The sequence below is a fragment of the Limnohabitans sp. 103DPR2 genome (genome assembly GCF_001412575.1).
Taxonomy (GTDB): domain Bacteria; phylum Pseudomonadota; class Gammaproteobacteria; order Burkholderiales; family Burkholderiaceae_C; genus Limnohabitans_A.
In genome coordinates, this window is the sequence record NZ_CP011834.1 from 270464 (window position 1) to 290074 (window position 19611).

Below are 19611 nucleotides of genomic sequence, written 5' to 3' on the forward strand. Positions count from 1 at the left end.
GAAAGTTTTTATGCGTCCCTTGGTTTTCATCACCGGTGCCTCCAGTGGCATTGGTCAAGCACTGGCCTTGAAATTTCACCAAGCTGGTTGGCGTTTGGCGCTGGCAGCGCGCAGACAAACAGAGATGCAAACGTGGCTGGCCGCGCAAGGCATTGGCAGCGATGATGCACAGTGTTACAGCGCCGACGTCAGTGAGGCCAACAGCATCATCGCAGCAGCGCAGGCCTGCATGGCCGCGCAAGGTGTGCCCCATGTGGTGATTGCCAACGCAGGCATCAGCATCGGCATGGACACCAGCGTGCGCAACGACTTGGACGTGTTTGACCAAGTGATGAGCACCAATGTGATCGGCATGGCGGCCACCTTTCATCCCTTCATTGAAGCCATGAAGTCGCGCGACATCACGTCGATGCGCAATGGCCATGTGGGCACCTTGGTCGGCATTGCCAGTGTGGCGGGCATTCGCGGTCTGCCTGGGCACGCAGCTTACTGCGCCAGCAAAGCGGCCACCATCAGTTATTGCGAAAGCTTGCGCGGTGAACTCAATCCGCAGGGCTTCAAAGTGGTGACCTTGGCACCGGGTTACATCAAGACGCCTTTGACGCAAAAGAACAAATTTCCGATGCCCTTTTTAATGACGGCTGATGCGTTTGCAGACCAAGCCTTGAAGGCCATTGAGCGGGGCACCAGCTTTCAGGTGATCCCCTGGCAGATGGCATGGGTGACACGCTTGCTGCGCATCTTGCCCGATGCTTTACTCGACAGGGCCTTTAAGAACCAACCCCGTAAACACCGCGCCCCATGAAAAAAGCCCTGCAATGCAGGGCTTCTTTTTTGACTGACACCCTAGAGTGCCAGTGAGGTGGGAAAGCGATTAATAACCGCCGCCGTAGCCACCGCCGCCGCCTTCGCGACGACCGCCACCACCGTTACCGCCGCCACGTGGGCCAGAGCCGTAAGGGCTGCGGAAACCGGACTCGCCGCCGCCTTCGCGACGACCGCCACCACCACCGCCGTAGCCGCCACCGCCGCCGCCGTAACCGCCGCCGCCTTCACGACGACCGCCGCCACCGAAGCCACCGCCACCGGAACGGGGAGGACGCTCTTCCATGGGACGTGCTTCGTTCACAACAACACTGCGACCGCCCAAAGGCTGGCCGTTCATGCCGTTGATGGCAGATTGAGCTTCTTCATCAGTGCCCATTTCCACAAAGCCAAAGCCTTTGGAGCGACCTGTGTCGCGTTCCATCATGACTTTAGCGCTGGTCACGGAACCGAACTGGCCGAAAGCCTGCTCTAAATCACCGTCACGAACCGAGTACGGCAGGTTGCCGACGTATAGTTTTTTGCCCATTGAAAGGGACTCCTCTAAACACAGAAACAAAAGCGATGGAGCCCCAAAAACGCATCAACAAACCTAAAAAACTCTGGAAGGAAGCGAAACTGACACCTGTACACCGCGAACTAAACACACGCTCTTGGAACGTGTGTTAAGCCATTATGGGCCATAAAACAAAGGGTTTGGCAAGTTAATTCTTTGAAAGCCCTTTAAATACTTGATATTCGACGTGTTTTTGTCTCTTTACCAACTGACTTCGCGGTCTGGCGTTGCGCTGATTTTGTGAACTGTCAGATCCGCGCCTTCGTACTCTTCTTCGGGGCTCATCTTCAAACCCACGGTCAACTTCAACGCGCCGTAGACCACGATGCCGCCCAACAAGGCCCATGCGATGCCCATGAAGGTGCCAATGAGTTGGGCTGTGAAAGACACACCACCCAAGCCACCGAAGGATTGCAAGCCAAAGATGCCAGCTGCAATACCGCCCCAGGCACCACACAAACCGTGCAGAGGCCAAACACCCAACACGTCATCGACCTGCCACTTGTTTTGGGTCAAGGTGAACATCACCACAAACAAAGCGCCTGCAACGGCACCCACAGCCAAGGCGCCAAAGGGATGCATCAAATCAGAACCTGCGCACACGGCCACCAAACCTGCCAAGGGACCGTTGTGCACAAAGCCGGGGTCGTTCTTGCCCAAGAGCAAAGCGGTCAAGGTGCCGCCCACCATGGCCATCAAAGAGTTCACGGCCACCAAGCCAGAAATCTTGTCGAGCGTTTGGGCGCTCATCACGTTAAAGCCGAACCAACCCACAATCAAAATCCATGCGCCTAAGGCCAAAAAAGGAATGTTGGAGGGTGGGTGTGCAGACACAGCGCCATCTTTGCGATAACGGTTGTAACGTGCGCCCAACAAAATAACGGCTGGCAATGCGATCCAGCCACCCATTGCGTGGACCACCACCGAACCCGCAAAATCGTGGAACTCTTCGCCAGTGGTGGCTTTGATCCAGGCCTGCACGCCAAAGTGCTGGTTCCAGGCAATGCCCTCAAAGAAGGGGTACACAAAGCCCACAATACACGCGGTGGCGATCAGCTGAGGCCAAAACTTGGCGCGTTCGGCAATACCGCCAGAGACGATGGCTGGAATGGCCGCGGCAAAGGTGAGCAAAAAGAAAAACTTCACCAAGTCGTAACCATTTTTGGCAGCCAAGGTTTCGGCGCCGACAAAAAATCCTGTGCCATAGGCCACGCTATAGCCCACCACAAAATAAACCACTGTGGACACGGAAAAGTCCACCAAGATTTTGACCAAGGCATTGACTTGGTTTTTCTTGCGAACCGTCCCCAACTCCAAGAAGGCGAAACCCGCGTGCATGGCCAAAACCATGATGCCGCCCAACAAAATAAAGAGCGCATCCGCGCCCTGTTTTAGTGCTTCCATGTCTATCTCTGCTTATTTTTGAATTAATTTGGTGCGCAAAATCCATCATTGGGCGTTGCGCACCAAAAACAAGCAAAAAACACGCCAAATCTTCAAATCATGGCCGGCTATGATTGCAGACATGGAAGCATTTCTCGTCTCAACAGGTATTGTGGCTCTCGCCGAAATGGGAGACAAAACCCAGCTGCTGTCTTTGGTGTTGGCCGCACGTTTTCGCAAACCTTGGCCCATCGTTTGGGGCATCTTGGTGGCCACGCTGGTCAATCACGGCTTGGCAGGTGCAGTGGGCAGCTGGGTCACTACCCAACTCGGCCCCGAAGCTTTGCGATGGGTCTTGGGCGGCTCTTTCCTCGCCATGGCGGTTTGGATTTTGATCCCCGACAAATTGGACGATGAAGACGAGCAAGCCAACCCACGCTGGGGCATCTTTGCCACCACCGTGGTCGCCTTCTTCTTGGCCGAAATGGGGGATAAGACGCAAATTGCCACGGTGATGTTGGCCGCACAATTTCAAAGCTGGTTTTGGGTGGTGGCGGGTACCACCTTGGGCATGATGCTGGCCAACGCCCCTGTCGTTTGGCTGGGCGACGCCATCACGCGCAAAATTTCACTGACCTGGGTGCACCGAATTTCTGCCGTCATTTTTGCCATCTTGGGACTCTTGGCTTTGTGGGGTGGCCCCCAAGATGAAGCACCCAAGGCACCCCTTGAAGACAAACCCTTGACAGCTGCGACGACTTGAGTGACTTTTTAATTGCAGAGCCTTTATACTGTGCCTGCGCCGATTTGCTCCAGCTTGCGGGCGCGCAAACCTCTGGGTTTGTAAATTCAGCTAAAGAGAGAACCTGGTCTACCGGTTTTGCTTTTGAAGCTGAACCGGTTTTTTTTCGGGTTCAATTTGGGCTCATTTCAGCTTGATGGATTCATGCCTTTGATCGCTACGCCACAGTCGATGTTTTTTGAAGCACCGCTTGCCTTGCAAAGTGGTGCGTCCATTCGCGCCTTTCACCTGGCCTATGAAACCTACGGCACCCTGAATGCCGACAAGTCCAACGCCGTGCTGATTTGCCATGCCTTGAACGCATCGCACCATGTGGCGGGTGTTTATGAAGGTCAAGACAAAAGCGAGGGCTGGTGGGACAACATGATTGGTCCTGGCAAAGCCGTCGACACCAACCGCTTCTTCGTCATTGGTGTCAACAACTTGGGCTCTTGCTTTGGCTCCACGGGCCCCATGCATGCCAACCCTGACACGGGTGAAGTCTATGGCGCTGATTTTCCAGTGGTCACCGTTGAAGACTGGGTCGATGCACAAGCGCGCTTGCTAGATGCCTTGGGCATTCAAACCCTGGCCGCTGTCATGGGCGGCAGCTTGGGCGGCATGCAAGCCTTGTCTTGGACTTTGCGCTACCCAGACCGCGTGGCGCATGCGGTGGTGGTAGCCAGCGCACCCAACCTCACGGCGGAGAACATCGCCTTCAACGAAGTGGCGCGCCGCGCCATCGTCACCGATCCTGATTTTCATGGGGGCCATTTTTACAAGCATGGCGTGGTGCCCCAGCGCGGCTTGCGCATCGCACGCATGATTGGGCACATCACCTACCTCAGTGATGACGTCATGAATGAAAAATTTGGCCGCGAACTGCGTGATGCGGTTACACACAATGCAACGGGCTATCGTTACTCAACTCAGGAAGTTGAATTTCAAATTGAAAGTTACTTGCGCTATCAAGGCGACAAATTCAGCGAATACTTTGATGCCAACACGTATCTCTTGATCACAAGGGCTTTGGATTATTTTGATCCTGCACGCACGTTGGGCGGCGACCTGACTGCGGCACTGTCGCATGCTACGTGCAAATTTTTGCTGGTCAGTTTCACCACCGACTGGCGCTTTTCACCTGCGCGCAGTCGCGAAATGGTTCGTGCGTTGCTCGACAACAAACGTGATGTCAGCTATGCAGAAATCGATGCGCCACATGGGCACGACGCCTTTTTGCTCAACGACGCACGCTACATGAATGTGGTGAGCTCGTATTTCGACAACATTGCCAAGACCTTGCCAGCGGGAGGTGCCGCATGAGTGAGCATGTCAACTTGCAGGCCATCGCCCGCTTGGTCCCTCAAGGTGCGCGCGTCTTGGACTTGGGCTGTGGTGATGGCGCACTCTTAGATTACTTGCAAAAGAACAGAGGCTGCACAGGCTACGGCGTTGAGTTGGATGACGCCAACATTCAAGCTTGCGTGAAACGCGGCGTGAATGTCATTCAACTTAACTTGGATGAAGGTCTCACCATGTTTGCAGACCAGTCCTTTGATGTGGTCTTGCAAATTGACACGCTTCAGCACTTGCGCAATGCCGAAGTGATGTTGCGCGAAACGGTGCGCGTCGGTCGCACGGGAATTTTGGCCTTTCCAAATTTTGCACATTGGCCCAATCGCTTGAGCATCCTCACAGGACGCATGCCTGTCACCAAACGCTTGCCTTATCAGTGGTACGACACCCCCAACATTCGGGTCGGCACTTACGCAGATTTTGCGCAACTGGCCACACAAAATCATTTGAAAATCATCGACAGCTTTGGCTTGCAAGAAGGCCAAGAAGTCAGAGGCTGGCCTAACCTGATGGCAGGCACAGCGGTTTTCAAGCTACAACGTTAACGCTGTTTCATCAGCCACTCAAAGGACTTCCATGACGCTTCCATCCACCATGAAATTTGTTGACCATGGCACTGGCGGGGGGCCAGAAGTTTTGCGCCCCAGCACCTGCGCGCTGCCGACGCCACAAGCAGGCGAGGTCTTGGTCAAGGTGGCGTTTGCCGGCGTCAATCGACCCGACTGTTTGCAACGCAGTGGCAAATACCCACCACCGCCCGGTGCATCGCCCATCGTGGGCTTGGAAGTTTCTGGCGAAGTGGTGGGCTTTGGTGAAGGTGCCACGCGTTGGAAGTTGGGCGACAAAATTTGCGCGCTGACCAATGGGGGGGCCTACGCCGAATACGTCACGGTGCCAGAAGGGCAAGCACTGCCCATCCCCACGGGCTATTCCATGCTGCAAGCAGCTGCCTTGCCAGAAAACTACTTCACCGTGTGGACCAATGTGTTTCAGCGTGGCAAGTTAAAAGCAGGTGAAAGCATTTTGATTCACGGCGGCTCTTCTGGCATTGGTCTGACAGCCATTCAGTTGGCGCATGCCTTTGGCGCCAAAGTTTTTTGCACAGTCGGCAATGCAGACAAAGTAGCGGCTTGCGAGAAAGTCGGCGCAGACGTGGCCATTGATTACAAAACACAAGACTATGTTGAAGAAGTCTTGAAGCTCACAGATCAAAAAGGTGTCAACGCCATTTTGGACATGGTGGGCGGCAGTTACATGCAGCGCAATTTGAGAGCACTGGCCATTGAAGGCCGCTTGTTGCAAATTGCGTTTTTGCAACCTTCCAAAGTCGAAGTCGATTGGGTTTCTTTGATGGCCAAGCGGCTAACCTTCACGGGCTCCACATTGCGGCCACGCAGTGCCGCCGACAAAGCGCAAATTGCCAACGAACTTCATGCGCAGGTTTGGCCTTTATTGGCCGCAGGCACGGTAGCCCCCGTGATTTACAAAGTGTTTGATTTGAACGAAGCTGCACAAGCCCATGCGCTGATGGAATCGTCGCAGCACATTGGCAAGATCATGCTGACCGTCGCAGGAGAATAATTCATGAGCAATACACTCAGCATAGGCGTCATTGGCTTGGGTGCCATGGGCATGGGCATGGCGCAATCTTTGCGACGTGCCGGCCATGTGGTCAATGTGTTTGATGTGCGCGCCGAAGTGGCGCAAAAGTTTGCCGCCGAAGGCGGCGTGGCATGCGCCAGTTTGGCAGACATCGCCAAAGCGTCTGACGTGTTGGTGTCGGTGGTGGTCAATGCCGCACAAACTGAGTCGGTGTTGATGGGCGACGGTACTGCGCAATCTGGTTGCATCCATCACCTCAAACCTGGCAGTGTGTTTGTGATGTGCTCCACGGTCGATCCCGCATTTTCTGTCGGCCTTGAAAAAACACTCAATGCCAAAGGCTTGCTGTACATCGATGCGCCCATTTCAGGTGGTGCAGCCAAAGCGGCTTCCGGTCAGATGACGATGATGACCGCCGGCTCGCCCGAAGCGTATGCCAAAGCCGAGCCTTTCTTGAATGCCATGGCGGCCAAGGTTTACAAACTGGGTGACAGTGCTGGCGCGGGCAGCAAAGTGAAAATCATCAACCAGCTTTTAGCAGGCGTGCACATTGCTGCGGCCGCAGAAGCCATGGCGCTGGGTTTGCGTGAAGGCGTTGATCCCAATGCGCTTTATGAAGTGATCACGCACAGCGCTGGCAACAGTTGGATGTTTGAGAACCGCATGGCCCATGTGCTTGCAGCTGACTACACACCTCTTTCTGCAGTCGATATTTTTGTGAAAGATTTGGGCTTGGTTTTGGACATGGCACGCGCCAGCAAATTTCCGTTACCGCTTTCCAGCACCGCGCATCAAATGTTCATGCAAGCCAGCACAGCAGGCTTTGCCAAAGAAGATGACAGTGCTGTGATCAAAATTTTCCCAGGCATTGAATTGCCCAAAGCAAAGTAAAACCCAAACCTGAAAGCATTCAACATGAAATTGGGTTGCATTGCAGACGACTTCACCGGCGCTACCGATTTGGCCAATAACTTGGTTCGATCAGGCATGCGCGTCATGCAAACTTTTGGTGTGCCCACAGCGCCGCTGTCATCGGACGTTGATGCCGTGGTGGTTGCTTTGAAATCTCGCACCATTTCTGCACAGGACGCCATTGCACAGTCTTTGGATGCCTTGAAATGGTTACAAGCACAAGGCGCCGAACAAATCTATTTCAAATACTGCTCGACATTTGACAGCACGCCAGAAGGCAACATTGGCCCCGTCACAGAAGCTTTGATGGACGCGCTCAACTGCAAGTTCACCATCGCCACACCCGCTTTCCCCGACAACGGTCGCACGGTGTTCAAGGGCTATTTGTTTGCTGGCGCGGTGCTGCTGAATGAAAGCGGCATGCAAAACCATCCACTCACGCCCATGACCGATGCCAACTTGGTGCGCGTGATGCAAGCGCAAACTAAACGCAAGGTGGGCTTGATCGATCACACCGTGCTGGCCAAGGGCACACAGGCCATCGCCGACAAAATCAAACAACTTGAAGCCGATGGTGTGGGTGTCGCTATTGTGGACGCCACCAGCAACGAGGATTTGAAAACCTTGGGCCCTGCGCTCAAAGGCATGCACTTGGTGACAGCCGGCTCCGGCGTGGCCATTGGTCTACCTGGCAACTGGGGCTTGCAATCTTCTGCGCAAGCCGCCGCATTGCCGGCACCCACCGGCTACCAAGCCATTGTGTCGGGCAGCTGTTCATTGGCCACACAAGCGCAAGTGGCGAACTACATTTCAACAGGCCTGCCCAGTTGGCAATTCAAGCCTTTGAATTGGTCAGCGCATGATGTGCCTGCACAAATCAAAGCGGATGTAGACGCTGCTTTGGCATGGGCTAAGCCTTTGTTGGCGCAAGGTCCTGTGCTGGTGTATGCCACCACCGATGCCGACACCTTGCAACAAGTCCAAGCCCAATTTGGACGCGAGCAAGCTGGCGAATGGATGGAGTCGGCCTTGGCGCAAGTTTGCCTCGGCCTTCAAGCAATGGGGGTCAAGCAATGGGTGATTGCCGGGGGCGAAACCTCTGGCGCCTGTGTGCAAGCTTTGAACATCACGCAAATGCAAATCGGCCCGCAAATTGATCCGGGCGTGCCATGGTGCTTTGCGCCGCAACACACTGCGGGTCACCTCACTTTAAAGTCTGGCAACTTTGGCACACCCGACTTTTTCACAAAGGCCCTGAAGGTGTTGGTGGAGACCGCCGCATGACAGCCGTTTTGAACATGAGCGAAGCCAAGGCGCGAGAAGAAATTTGCCGTGTGGGTGAGAGCCTATTTCAACGCGGCTATGTGCATGCCACCGCTGGCAACATCAGCGTGCGCTTGGACCACGGTTTTTTAATCACCCCCACAGATGCCTGCTTGGGATTTTTAGATCCAGCAGATCTGGCCTTGCTGGATCACGATGGTCATCAATTGAGCGGCAACCGCGCCAGCAAAACCATTGCCTTGCACCGCAAAATTTACGAAGCCTCCGATCACGCGCCCGGCAGCTGGCCAGCCCACTGCGTCATTCACACCCACAGCACCCACTGCGTGGGTTTGAGTTTGCGCGCCAAAGGGCCTGAGCTGTTGCCACCCATCACGCCTTACTTTGTGATGAAGGTCGGCCACGTGCCCTTGATTCCGTATTTCCGTCCGGGTGATGTGCTGGCGGCTGATGCGGTGGCCGATGCCATTCTTCACTATGCCAAAGTCGACACACCCATTCGCGCCGTCATGTTGTCGCGTTTGGGGCCCAATGTATGGCACCAAGATTTAACGCAGGCCATGGCCACCCTTGAAGAGTTAGAAGAAACCGCGAAACTGGTTCAAAACCTGGCACCTCATCTGCCCGAAAATTTATCGGATGCACAGATTGAAGAATTGCGTCAGAATTTTGGAGCCGCTTGGTGATCTTGCACTGAGCACCCACACAACACAAACAGTGCACATCGCACCTGCGATTTACTTGAAAGCTTCTCATGCCTCAATTTGCCGCCAACCTGTCCATGATGTACCCCGACATGGATTTTCTGGACCGTTTCGAAGCAGCGGCCAAGGATGGTTTCAAAGCGGTTGAGTATTTGTTCCCCTACGCGTATGCCGCCGAAGAACTGGCCGCACGCCTCAAAGGGAATGGCCTGCAACAAGTCTTGTTCAACATGCCGCCCGGTGGCATCGATGACGCCAGCACCTTGAGTGCCTGGGACAGAGGCGATCGCGGCACAGCATGCAGTCCCGGTCGCGAAGCTGAGTACCAAGCCGGCGTGCACCGTGCCATGCGTTATGCAGAGGTGTTGGGTTGCCCCCGCATTCACTCCATGGCCGGCGTGTTGCCAGCGGGCGTCTCGCGTGAGCAAGCGCAAAAAACCTTGGTGGCCAATTTGAAGTGGGCCTGCCAGCAGGCCAAAACAGCTGGCTTGGACGTTTTGCTGGAACCCATCAACCCCCGCGGCATTCCCGGATTTTTTGTCAATCGCCAAGACCATGCCCACGAGATCTTGGCCGAGGTGAACGAGCCCAATCTGAAAGTGCAGATGGATTTGTTCCACTGCCAAATTGTGGAAGGCGACGTCACCACCAAAATTGAGCGCTATTTGCCCACAGGCAAGGTCGGTCACTTTCAAATTGCCGATGTGCCTTTGCGCCATGAACCTGGCACCGGTGAATTGAACTGGCCCTATCTGTTTGACCTGATTGACCGTCTGTCGGCAGAATGGGATTGGCAAGGTTGGGTGGGTTGCGAGTATGTGCCCGCAGACATTACCCAGGGTGGCACCTCACGCGGTTTGTCGTGGTTGAAATCTGTTTGAATTTTTGGAGACCCTCATGAACGCACCTCTTCACAAAGAAATGCCCGCTGGTTTGCTCAATGCAGAAACCGCTTTGCGCGACGTCACACAGGCTTGGGATTCCAAGATTTTGAAAGAACTCACGCAGTACATTGAAATTCCTGCCAAGTCGCCTTCCTTTGATGCCAACTGGGAAGCCAATGGCTATCTCGACACGGTGCTGCGTCAAACAGCTTCATGGATTGAAGCGCAAAAGGTGGCGGGTCTCACCTTGGAGATCATTCGCTTGCCAGGCCGCACGCCGGTTTTGTACTTCGACATTCCCGCCACACGCGCGCAATCGGAAGGCTCTGGCCAAACCGTGTTGATGTACGGCCACTTGGACAAGCAGCCCGAGTTCAGCGGTTGGCGCAACGACCTGGGTCCGTGGACACCCAAATACGAAGAAGGCAAGTTGTATGGCCGCGGCGGCGCCGACGATGGCTACGCTGCTTACGCCAGCATTGCCGCCGTCCAGGCGCTCAAAAATCAAAACACACCCCATCCACGCATCGTGGGTTTGATTGAAACCTGCGAAGAGTCTGGCTCTTACGATTTGTTACCCTACATCGACAGCTTGCGTCCCCGTTTGGGCGATGTGGGGCTGGTCATTTGCTTGGACAGTGGCGCAGGCAACTATGACCAGTTGTGGCTCACCACCAGCCTGCGGGGCATGGCCAGTGGCACCTTGAAGGTTGAAATTCTGACCGAAGGCATTCACTCGGGCGATGCATCAGGCTTGGTGCCTTCCAGTTTCCGCATCATGCGCCAAGTGCTTGACCGCCTGGAAGACAGCAAGTCAGGTCGTTTACTGCCCGCCAGCTTTCACTGCGAAGTGCCAGCCGACCGCTTGGCACAAGCCAAAGCCACGGCCAGCATCTTGGGCGAAGAGGTTTACAAACGTTTTCCATGGGCGCATTACGACTGCGGTGGTTCCACCACCTTTGCACTGCCCACCACCACCGATCCGCTGCAAGCTTTGCTCAATCGCACATGGACACCCACCTTGAGCGTAACCGGTGCGGAAGGTTTCCCTACTTTGGAGAATGCAGGCAACGTGCTGCGTCCCTACACCGCATTCAAGCTCAGCTTGCGTTTGCCACCGCTGGTCGATGCGGCCTCTGCCGTGGCAGAAATGAAAACCTTGCTGGAAGACAACGCCCCCTACCAAGCCCGCGTCACGTTTGAATCCAATGGCGGCGCCACGGGTTGGAACGCTCCCAGCAGCACACCTTGGTTTGAAAAGGCCCTGCAAACCGCCAGCCAATCGCACTTTGGTGCGTCGGTGGGTTACATCGGCCAAGGCGGCACCATCCCCTTGATGAACATGCTCAGCCAAGGTTTCCCCACAGCGCAAATGATGGTGTGTGGCGTACTGGGCCCCAAGAGCAATGCCCATGGCCCCAACGAGTTCTTGCATGTGCCCTATGCTAAAAAACTCACAGCCTCCGTGGCCGAGGTGATGGCGTCATTGCCTTAAGTCAGGTGCTTTGTTTGCGAACCCAAACCATCCATGCCAGGGACAAGGCAATCAAGGCCACGGGGATCAGTGAGCCGTAGTTCAACCACGTCCATCCTTGTGTAGTCACCAAAGCGCCTGAAGCAAACGACGTGACGGCCATGGTGGCAAACACGCAGAAATTGATCGCGGCTTGACCGCGGTCTTTTTCTTCAGGGCGCCATGCCGTCATCGACAAGGTGGTGCTGCCCGTGAACACAAAGTTCCAACCGACGCCCAACAAGAAGAGGGCCACCAAGAACTGATTCAAGTCGGTGCCCGACAATGCCACGGCAATGCAAACAAAATTCAAGAGCACGCCCACGCCCATGATTTGCAAGGTGCCAAATTTCTTGATCAAGTGACCCGTGAAGAAGCCGGGCGCAAACATGCCGATCACATGCCATTCCAGCACCAGCGCAGCGTCACTGAATTGGTAACCGCACACTTGCATGGCCAAGGGTGTGGCGGCCATCAACAAGTTCATCACGCCATAACTCATGGCCGAGGACACCACCGCCACGATGAAGACCGGTTGCTTCATGATCTCGGACAAGGGTCGACCGTCTGAGCTGCCTTTTGCCTTTTCAACCACAGGGGGAAACTTCACAAAGTGCATCAGCACCATGCCCAACACCGCCACCACGGTGAGGGCCACATAGGCCCCCATGAACGGCGTCTCAAACCAGCCCTTGCTTTTGGAGGCCAGATTGGGGCCCACGATGGCGCCAATCAAACCACCGGCCATCACCCACGAGACGGCCTTCTCACGAAAAGAGGGCTCTGCCAACTCAGCCGCAGCAAAACGATACAACTGACCATTGGCACTGTAATAACCGGCGATCAATGTGGCGACTGTGAGCAATGCGAAGTTGTGGGTGTAGGCCGCATAGGCGCACAAGACCGCAGACAACAAGCCCACCAGCAGCCCCAACTGAAACGACACGCGCCGTCCCCACTTGACTTGTGATTTGGCCACCAGCCCAGTGGACAGCGCGCCGCCCACCACGTAACCCATCACAGGCAAGGTGGCCATCCAGCCCACCGGCGCCAGGCTCAAGCCCACCAAGCCATTGATGGCAATGAAGGTCACGTTGTTGGTGAGAAACAGGCCTTGGCACAAAGCCAATAAGAAAAGATTGGGGTTCATACACCCGAGTGTATCTAGGTCAGCAAGCCCAAGGCAGACAAAACGGCGACAGGGGCTGTTTCGGCTCTCAAGACCCGTTGACCCAAACTCACAGGCAAGAAGCCTGCAGCCAAGGCTTGTGCTTCCTCATCAGGGCTGAGGCCGCCTTCGGGGCCACTCAAAAGAATGAGCTCAAGTGCTTGGCCTGCCGCTTGGGTCGGCAAGGCTTGCAGCGCCTCCTGCAAGCTTTTCGTACCATCGGCCAAGGACAAGATCCAACGTGTGCAGTTGGACTGCTGCGCCGACGCAGTGATGGCTTGCGACAAAGTCAGTGGCGTCGCTACTTGCAAGACACGGTTGCGACCACATTGTTCGCTGGCAGCCACAGCAATGGCTTGCCAGTGCGCCAATTTTTTGTCGGCCCGCTCGCCTTTGAGTTTCAAGACACTGCGCTCGGCCGTGATCGGCAAGAGCGTGCTGGCGCCCAATTCCGTGGCTTTTTCAAGCAGCCAGTCCATGCGTTCGTTGGCGGTGATGCCCGACCACAAATGGACACGCACAGCCAACTCGCGCTCTGTGTCGATGCGTTGCGTCACACGAACGCCCACATCACTGCGGCCCATGCGCGTGATGACGGCCACACATTCACCGCCCTCACCGTTGAACAAGGTGATCTCGTCACCGGGCTGCATTCTGCGAACTTGAACGTGCCGCGCAGTGCCTGCGGGCAAGTCCAATTCGTCGCCAGGATGAAGGGCTGCGGGGCAGTGAAAGCGGGGCAGTTGCGACATGGCTTTACATTCGGCCAAACGCAAAGCCAGTGACGCCGTCGGTGCCTTCGACCTCTTCGATCAAACGCAGCAAAGGCTTGAGCTCAATGTAGCGAGACGCTGTGGCGCGAATGTAGGCGATGAAACGCGGTGCATCAGCGAGGTACTTGTCTTTGCCATCGCGCAATGTGAGCCGTGCAAAGATGCCCGCCACTTTGAGGTGCCGCTGCAAGCCCATCCACTCCACCGCGCGGTAGAAGGCGCCAAAGTCTTGGTGCCAATCTTCAAAATCGAGCAAGCCTGCTTTGCGGGCTTTTTCCCAATAGCGAATGGTGACATCGAGCACAAAGTCTTCTTCCCATGTGAGGAAGGCATCGCGCATGAGGCTGGCCACATCGTAGGTGACGGGGCCGTAGACCGCATCTTGAAAATCCAAAACGCCCAAGGCACCATCCTGCCCAGTGGGCATCATCAAATTGCGCGGCATGAAGTCGCGGTGCACAAACACCGAGGGCGCGGCCAAATTGCGCGCCACCAAAGTCTGGAAGGTGCTGTCCAAGGTGCTGCGCATTTTGCCTTCGACTTTCAGGCCGCGGTGCTGTGTCAGGTACCAATCGGGAAACAAGCTCAACTCGCGCTGAAGCAGGGCTTCATCGTAGGGCGGCAACACACCAGGTTTGGAAGACAACTGCCACGCAATCAGGGCATCGACGGCCTGCATGTACAGGCCATGGTTGGCCTGAGGGTTTTGCTTGTCAATGGCGGCCATCATGGTTTGGTCACCCAAGTCGGTGAGCAACATGAAGCCTTGAGGTGCGTCCCACGCCAAAACCTCTGGCGCTTTCAAGCCCGCCGCTTGCATGAGCTTGGCCACTTTAACGAAGGGTTCACAATTTTCTTTGTCGGGCGGGGCGTCCATCACGATCAAACTGGCGCCCTGCTGCTGGTCCACCCGCAAATACCGGCGAAAGCTGGCATCCGCAGAAGCGATGCGCAAGCTTGACGGCAGCACCCCGTGTGTGGCCGCCAAGGATTGAAGCCAAGCCTCACAAGCCAATTGGCGTTGCGGGTCTGCCCAAGGCACTGTAGCGGTAGATGTCTGATCCGAGTTCAAGGTCTCATTCCAAATCAAAAAACGACGGCAAAGGGTGCCGCTTCACATTGTGGAGGCCACAGAGGCGGCACTCATGGATAATCCATTCTACAAACACCCGTCCTTGCAGATAACAGCCCCTTGAAGACCACCCACACATTTCAGAAACAAAAGCTTGCACAAGCCCTGACTTTGTGTGGCGTGTTGCTGTGGCAGCTGCCCAGTGTCGCCCAAGAAAAGGGGCCTGCCGCATCGGCCCCCCCAGCGAAAGCGTCCGCCAGCGTGGTTCTCCAAAGCAGCCTTCGCTTGGAAGAAAAAATCTCCGATTTAGAAAGAAAACAGTCGCCTGTGTTCGTCTCCGGTCAGCGGATCGACGCGCGGCCAGACTTGGACTTGGTGATTGAAGGCGATGCCATCTTGCGAAAGCAAGGCCTGAGCGTTCGCGCGCAACGCATTGAATACGACCAATCGCAAGACACCCTCAAGGCACAGGGCCAAGTGCGGATCATGCGCGAGGGCAATGTGTTTGAAGGCCCTTTACTCCAGCTGCAAGCCGATTCATTTCAAGGCAAATTTCTACAGCCCACCTATTCTTTGCTGAAGGGTGGGGGCCACGGTGATGCGGCAGAGATTGAATTCATCGATGCACAGCGGGCTACGGTGCGCAATGCCACTTACACCACATGTTCGCGTGTGCCAGGCCCCAGCTGGTTGCCAGAGTGGGTTCTCAAGGCCGCCAGCTTGCAGGTGAATGAAGAAGACAACACCGTTCAAGCTAAAGACATGCAACTGCGCTTCAAAGATGTGCCCATCTTGGCGGCGCCGTCGCTGACCTTTCCATTGAACAGTGCCAGACAATCCGGCCTTTTGGCCCCGTTGATTGGCATTGACACCGTGAGTGGCATTGAGGTGTCCTCGCCGTATTACTGGAACATTGCGCCAAACCGCGATGCCACGCTGAGCACCACAGTGATGAGCAAACGCGGTGTGGCACTTGATTCTGAATTCCGTTATTTGGAAACAGACAGTCAAGGACAAGCTCGTTTGAACGTGATGCCCAACGACAGCTTGCGCCAACAATCTCGCTGGGGTTTGTCGGCACAGCACATCGGCGGCATTGAAACTGGCAACAGTGTGTTGGGCCGCTTGGGTGTCAATGTGAATTTGAACCGCGTTAGCGATGACAACTATTGGCGAGACTTTCCTCGCGCAGGCTTGTCTTTGACGCAACGTTTGTTGCCCGCCTCGGGCAGTCTGTATTGGGGACAAGGCGATTGGACCCTGATGACCCAGGTCTTGAAATTCCAAACCCTGCAAGACATCAGCTCACCCATCACGCCGCCTTACGACCGGTCACCTCAAATGGTGGCCCGCTACAACAAGTGGGACGTTCAGGGCTTTGATGTCGGCTTCACCGCTGACACGACACGTTTTGAAGCCGATTACAGTCAAATTCCAGGTGGCACCAGTGCTATTTTGAGAAATGGCCAGCGCAGTTATGCAGCCGCCCAAATCAGTCACCCTTGGCTCAAACCTTGGGGCTTTGTGATTCCTAAAATTCAACTGCACGGCACGCGCTATCAATTGGACACGCCGTTGGCCACCGGCCAGTCGGAAGTCAACCGTTTGTTGCCCACTTTCAGCCTGGACACGGGTTTGGTTTACGAACGCGATGCCTCCTTCTTTGGCCGAGGACTTCGCCAAACGCTCGAGCCTCGCGCATTTTTTGTCAGAACACCTTACAAAGATCAAAGCCAACTGCCCAGCTACGACAGCGGTGCCACCGACTTCAACCTGACCACGGTCTACTCCGAAAACCCCTACGTGGGTCAAGACCGCATTGCCGACAACAATTTGGTCACCTTGGGTGTGAACAGCCGATTGTTTGACAACAACACAGGCGCTGAATTGGCAAGGTTTGGTGTGGCACAACGCTATCGTTTTTCGGACCAATTGGTTCGACTGCCGGGTGAGTTGCCTGTGTCTTCTGGCTTCAGTGATATTTTGTTAGGGGCAGGTGTGCGTTGGGACAATCGGTGGACCTTCGACTCCACTTTGCAATTCGACGCCCAAACCCATCGCACCACACGCACCACACTCACAACGCGCTTCAACCCCAGCCCTTACCGCGTGTTCAACACCGCCTACCGTCTCACCCGCGATCAAAGCGAGCAAATTGACTTAGGCTGGCAATGGCCCTTGCGTGACTTTGCTTGGGGCACTGACGAAGCGCCAGCAGCAGGCCAAGCATTAGCGCCAGGACAAGGCTTAGGCGCCGACCGTTGGTACAGTGTAGGGCGCATGAACTTCAGCCTGAAAGACCGCAAAATGGTCGACACCCTGCTGGGCTTTGAGTACGACGCTGGCTGTTGGTTGGGCCGCGTGGTTTATGAGCGCTTGCAAAGTACCACCAGCACCTCACGCAGCCGAATTTTGTTCCAGCTTGAATTTGTGGGTTTGGCGCGCGTCGGTTCAAGCCCACTGAAAACATTGCGCGACAATATCCCTCGTTACCAATACCTCCGAGAAGACTTGGCGCCCACCAGCAGATTCACCTCTTATGACTAACTCTTTCTCTTTGAACGCAACCAAGTCGCAAACTGGCTTGCACCTGACCGCGACCCTTCGCCAATTGAAACAAGCACTGCTTGGCGTGGGATGGTGCATGGGCCTCTTGGCCATAGGCGGGCACGCCAATCACGTGCTCGCACAAGGCCCCGTCAAAGTGCGCCCTGCTGATTACATTGTGGCGGTTGTGAACTCTGAACCCATCACCAACAACGAAGTTCAAAATCTCAAACTCCGTTTGGCAAAACAAGTTGTTCCTGGCAGTCCGGTGCCAGACGCCAAAACCCTGACCCAGCAAGCCCTCGATCAATTGATCAACGAGAAAGCCCAATTGCAACAGGCGCGCGACAATGGCATTCGCATCGATGACACCGAAGTGGATCAAGCTGAGGCCACCATCGCACGACAAAACCAAGTGAGCAAAGAAGAGCTCTACAAACGCGTGGCGACCGAGGGTTTGAGTGTCACGGCATTCCGTGAACAGCTTCGCAGTCAACTCATGATCAGCCGTTTGCGCGAACGCGAGGTTGACAACCGCGCTCGCGTCTCAGACACAGATGTCGAGCAATTCATTCAAACACAGCAAGCCGGCAAGCCCTCAACCGGTCTTTCCTATGATTTGAATCTGGGCATGATCTTGGTGGCGGTTCCAGAAACCGCTTCCGACAAAGAAGTCGCTGAACTACAAGCCAAGGCCTTGCAAATTTCAAAGCGTGCCAAAGCGGGTGAAAACTTTGCAACGCTGGCAAGCACTTTCTCTCAGGCGAGCGACAAAGGTGCCAACGGCGGCGAAATGGGTTTGCGCCCGGCCGATCGTTATCCCACCTTGTTTGTCGACAGCACACGGAGTTTGACCAAAGGCGACATCTCGGAGCCCGTTCGCTCTGGCGCTGGCTTTCACATCTTGAAAGTGCTTGATAAAAAACAAACCGAACTCAGCAACACCACCATTGTTCAGACACGCGCGCGTCATATATTGCTGCGCGTTTCCAACGAGCTCAATGAAACTGCGGCGCGCAATCGCTTGCTAACTTACAAACAGCGCATCCAAGCAGGTTCTGATTTTGCAGACCTGGCGCGTCAATTCTCACAAGACGGCAGTGCGCAAACCGGAGGCGACTTGGGTTGGGCCAGCCCCGGTCAATTCGTCCCTGAGTTTGAAGAAGTGATGGCGCGCCTGCGCCCCGGACAAGTCAGCGATCCATTGGTTTCACGCTTTGGCGTTCACTTGATTCAAGTGATGGACCGACGTGAAGTTCCGCTGACTTTGCGCGAGCAACGTGAGATGGTTCGCAACCAGTTGCGCGAAAAGAAAATGGAAGAAATGTACACGGCATGGGTGGACGAATTGCGCGGCCGCGCCTACGTTGAATTGCGTGATCCACCGCAATGAAACACATTCCACGCAAGCGATTTGGCCAGCATTTTCTAGCTGACGGCGGCATCATTGATGCCATCGTCGACGCCATTGGCCCGCAAGCTGGCCAACCCATGGTTGAAATTGGCCCTGGCCTGGCAGCACTCACTCAGCCCTTGGTAGAGCGCCTGGGTCATCTCACTGTGATCGAGTTAGATCGCGATCTGGCCTTGCGCCTGCGTCTGCACAAACAACTCACCGTGGTGGAATCGGATGTTTTGAAAGTTGATTTCACCGCATTGGCTGAAGGCCAAAAACTGCGCGTGGTGGGCAACTTGCCCTACAACATTTCCACGCCCATCTTATTTCACTTGCTTGAACATGTTGCCGTCATAGAAGACCAGCACTTCATGCTGCAAAAAGAAGTGATCGATCGCATGGTGGCGCTTCCCGCAACCTCAGATTACGGTCGTTTGTCGGTCATGCTGCAATGGCGATACGCCATGGAAAATGTGTTGTTTGTGCCGCCCGAAAGTTTTGACCCACCGCCACGCGTTGACAGTGCGGTGGTCCGAATGGTGCCACGCGCAACGCCGGCCGCCATCGGGCCCAAACTCTTAGAAAAATTGGTACAGGTTGCCTTCAGTCAACGTCGAAAATTGATGCGTCACACCTTGGGTGCTTGGCTGACTGAAAGAAACTTTTCAGGCACCTTTGATGTCCAACGCAGAGCCGAAGAAGTACCGGTTGAGGAATACCTCAACTTGGCGTTGGCACTGCAGCGTGAAGCGTCGCCATGAGATGAAAAAAACGCTGCAAGCTTGAAAGCCTGCAGCGCTGGAGGTTCAGAAGGCTTGGACGTTACGCCGCGGCCAACCAGTAACCTGCATTGAA

General features: G+C 55.2%; 18 protein-coding genes. 13 read left to right on the forward strand and 5 right to left on the reverse strand.

From position 1 onward, the window contains the following. Window positions 1-10: 10 nt before the first annotated feature. Window positions 11-805, forward strand: a complete 795-nt coding sequence (locus L103DPR2_RS01185; RefSeq protein WP_055359384.1) for an SDR family oxidoreductase — start codon at window positions 11-13, stop codon at window positions 803-805. Between the two features lie 69 nt (window positions 806-874). Here L103DPR2_RS01185 and L103DPR2_RS01190 read toward each other — a convergent pair whose 3' ends face one another. After that, on the reverse strand, window positions 875-1354 hold the full coding sequence (locus L103DPR2_RS01190; RefSeq protein WP_055359385.1) for an RNA recognition motif domain-containing protein: 480 nt from the start codon (window positions 1352-1354) through the stop codon (window positions 875-877). Window positions 1355-1582: 228 nt separating this feature from the next. Next, window positions 1583-2785: an ammonium transporter gene (locus tag L103DPR2_RS01195; protein ID WP_055359386.1), complete on the reverse strand. Its 1203-nt coding sequence runs from the start codon at window positions 2783-2785 to the stop codon at window positions 1583-1585. A gap of 121 nt (window positions 2786-2906) precedes the next feature. On the opposite strand from L103DPR2_RS01195, the gene L103DPR2_RS01200 reads away from it, so the two are divergent. The 9 genes from L103DPR2_RS01200 to L103DPR2_RS01240 all read left to right on the forward strand — a co-directional run bounded on the left by L103DPR2_RS01200 (window position 2907) and on the right by L103DPR2_RS01240 (window position 11782). After that, a complete protein-coding gene (locus L103DPR2_RS01200) occupies window positions 2907-3527 on the forward strand; it encodes a TMEM165/GDT1 family protein (protein ID WP_055361764.1) in 621 nt (206 codons plus the stop codon). 183 nt (window positions 3528-3710) lie between these two features. Continuing rightward, complete coding sequence (metX, locus tag L103DPR2_RS01205; protein WP_055361765.1) at window positions 3711-4868, forward strand: homoserine O-succinyltransferase MetX; 1158 nt, start codon at window positions 3711-3713, stop codon at window positions 4866-4868. Continuing rightward, on the forward strand, window positions 4865-5446 hold the full coding sequence (metW, locus tag L103DPR2_RS01210; protein ID WP_055359387.1) for a methionine biosynthesis protein MetW: 582 nt from the start codon (window positions 4865-4867) through the stop codon (window positions 5444-5446). The genes metX and metW overlap by 4 nt, the downstream gene beginning before the upstream one ends. Before the next feature lie 49 nt (window positions 5447-5495). Beyond that, window positions 5496-6482: an NAD(P)H-quinone oxidoreductase gene (locus L103DPR2_RS01215; protein ID WP_197274921.1), complete on the forward strand. Its 987-nt coding sequence runs from the start codon at window positions 5496-5498 to the stop codon at window positions 6480-6482. Window positions 6483-6485: 3 nt separating this feature from the next. Continuing rightward, the gene (ltnD, locus tag L103DPR2_RS01220) at window positions 6486-7394 is read left to right on the forward strand and encodes an L-threonate dehydrogenase (RefSeq protein ID WP_055359389.1); all 909 of its coding nucleotides are present in this window, start codon (window positions 6486-6488) and stop codon (window positions 7392-7394) included. A 24-nt stretch (window positions 7395-7418) separates the two neighbouring features. Continuing rightward, a complete protein-coding gene (otnK, locus tag L103DPR2_RS01225) occupies window positions 7419-8699 on the forward strand; it encodes a 3-oxo-tetronate kinase (RefSeq protein WP_055359390.1) in 1281 nt (426 codons plus the stop codon). Between the two features lie 14 nt (window positions 8700-8713). Next, a complete protein-coding gene (locus tag L103DPR2_RS01230; protein ID WP_055361766.1) occupies window positions 8714-9385 on the forward strand; it encodes a class II aldolase/adducin family protein in 672 nt (223 codons plus the stop codon). Between the two features lie 68 nt (window positions 9386-9453). Then, window positions 9454-10284 carry a 2-oxo-tetronate isomerase gene (gene otnI / locus L103DPR2_RS01235; RefSeq protein ID WP_055359391.1) on the forward strand — a complete coding sequence of 277 codons (831 nt, stop codon included), beginning with the start codon at window positions 9454-9456 and terminating at the stop codon, window positions 10282-10284. A gap of 16 nt (window positions 10285-10300) precedes the next feature. Then, on the forward strand, window positions 10301-11782 hold the full coding sequence (locus tag L103DPR2_RS01240) for a M20 family metallopeptidase (protein ID WP_055359392.1): 1482 nt from the start codon (window positions 10301-10303) through the stop codon (window positions 11780-11782). Window position 11783: 1 nt separating this feature from the next. On the opposite strand, the gene L103DPR2_RS01245 is transcribed toward L103DPR2_RS01240, so the two are convergent. Genes L103DPR2_RS01245 through L103DPR2_RS01255 form a run of 3 tightly spaced genes read right to left on the reverse strand, consistent with a single transcriptional unit; the run spans window position 11784 to window position 14813 of the window. Then, entirely contained in the window at window positions 11784-12950 is a 1167-nt protein-coding gene (locus tag L103DPR2_RS01245) for an MFS transporter (RefSeq protein ID WP_055359393.1), read from the reverse strand. A gap of 14 nt (window positions 12951-12964) precedes the next feature. Next, on the reverse strand, window positions 12965-13711 hold the full coding sequence (locus L103DPR2_RS01250) for a 16S rRNA (uracil(1498)-N(3))-methyltransferase (RefSeq protein ID WP_055361767.1): 747 nt from the start codon (window positions 13709-13711) through the stop codon (window positions 12965-12967). Between the two features lie 13 nt (window positions 13712-13724). Continuing rightward, the gene (locus tag L103DPR2_RS01255; RefSeq protein ID WP_335337955.1) at window positions 13725-14813 is read right to left on the reverse strand and encodes an aminoglycoside phosphotransferase family protein; all 1089 of its coding nucleotides are present in this window, start codon (window positions 14811-14813) and stop codon (window positions 13725-13727) included. 120 nt (window positions 14814-14933) lie between these two features. Between L103DPR2_RS01255 and L103DPR2_RS01260 the strand changes: the two genes are divergently transcribed. The 3 genes from L103DPR2_RS01260 to rsmA are packed head-to-tail and all read left to right on the forward strand — an operon-like array spanning window position 14934 to window position 19517. Next, window positions 14934-17360, forward strand: a complete 2427-nt coding sequence (locus L103DPR2_RS01260; protein ID WP_231717660.1) for an LPS-assembly protein LptD — start codon at window positions 14934-14936, stop codon at window positions 17358-17360. Continuing rightward, window positions 17353-18753, forward strand: coding sequence for a peptidylprolyl isomerase (locus tag L103DPR2_RS01265; RefSeq protein ID WP_082466673.1), 1401 nt, complete (start codon window positions 17353-17355; stop codon window positions 18751-18753). Before L103DPR2_RS01260 ends, L103DPR2_RS01265 begins: the two co-directional genes overlap by 8 nt. Then, complete coding sequence (rsmA, locus tag L103DPR2_RS01270) at window positions 18750-19517, forward strand: 16S rRNA (adenine(1518)-N(6)/adenine(1519)-N(6))-dimethyltransferase RsmA (RefSeq protein WP_055359395.1); 768 nt, start codon at window positions 18750-18752, stop codon at window positions 19515-19517. Before L103DPR2_RS01265 ends, rsmA begins: the two co-directional genes overlap by 4 nt. Window positions 19518-19611 lie beyond the last annotated feature (94 nt).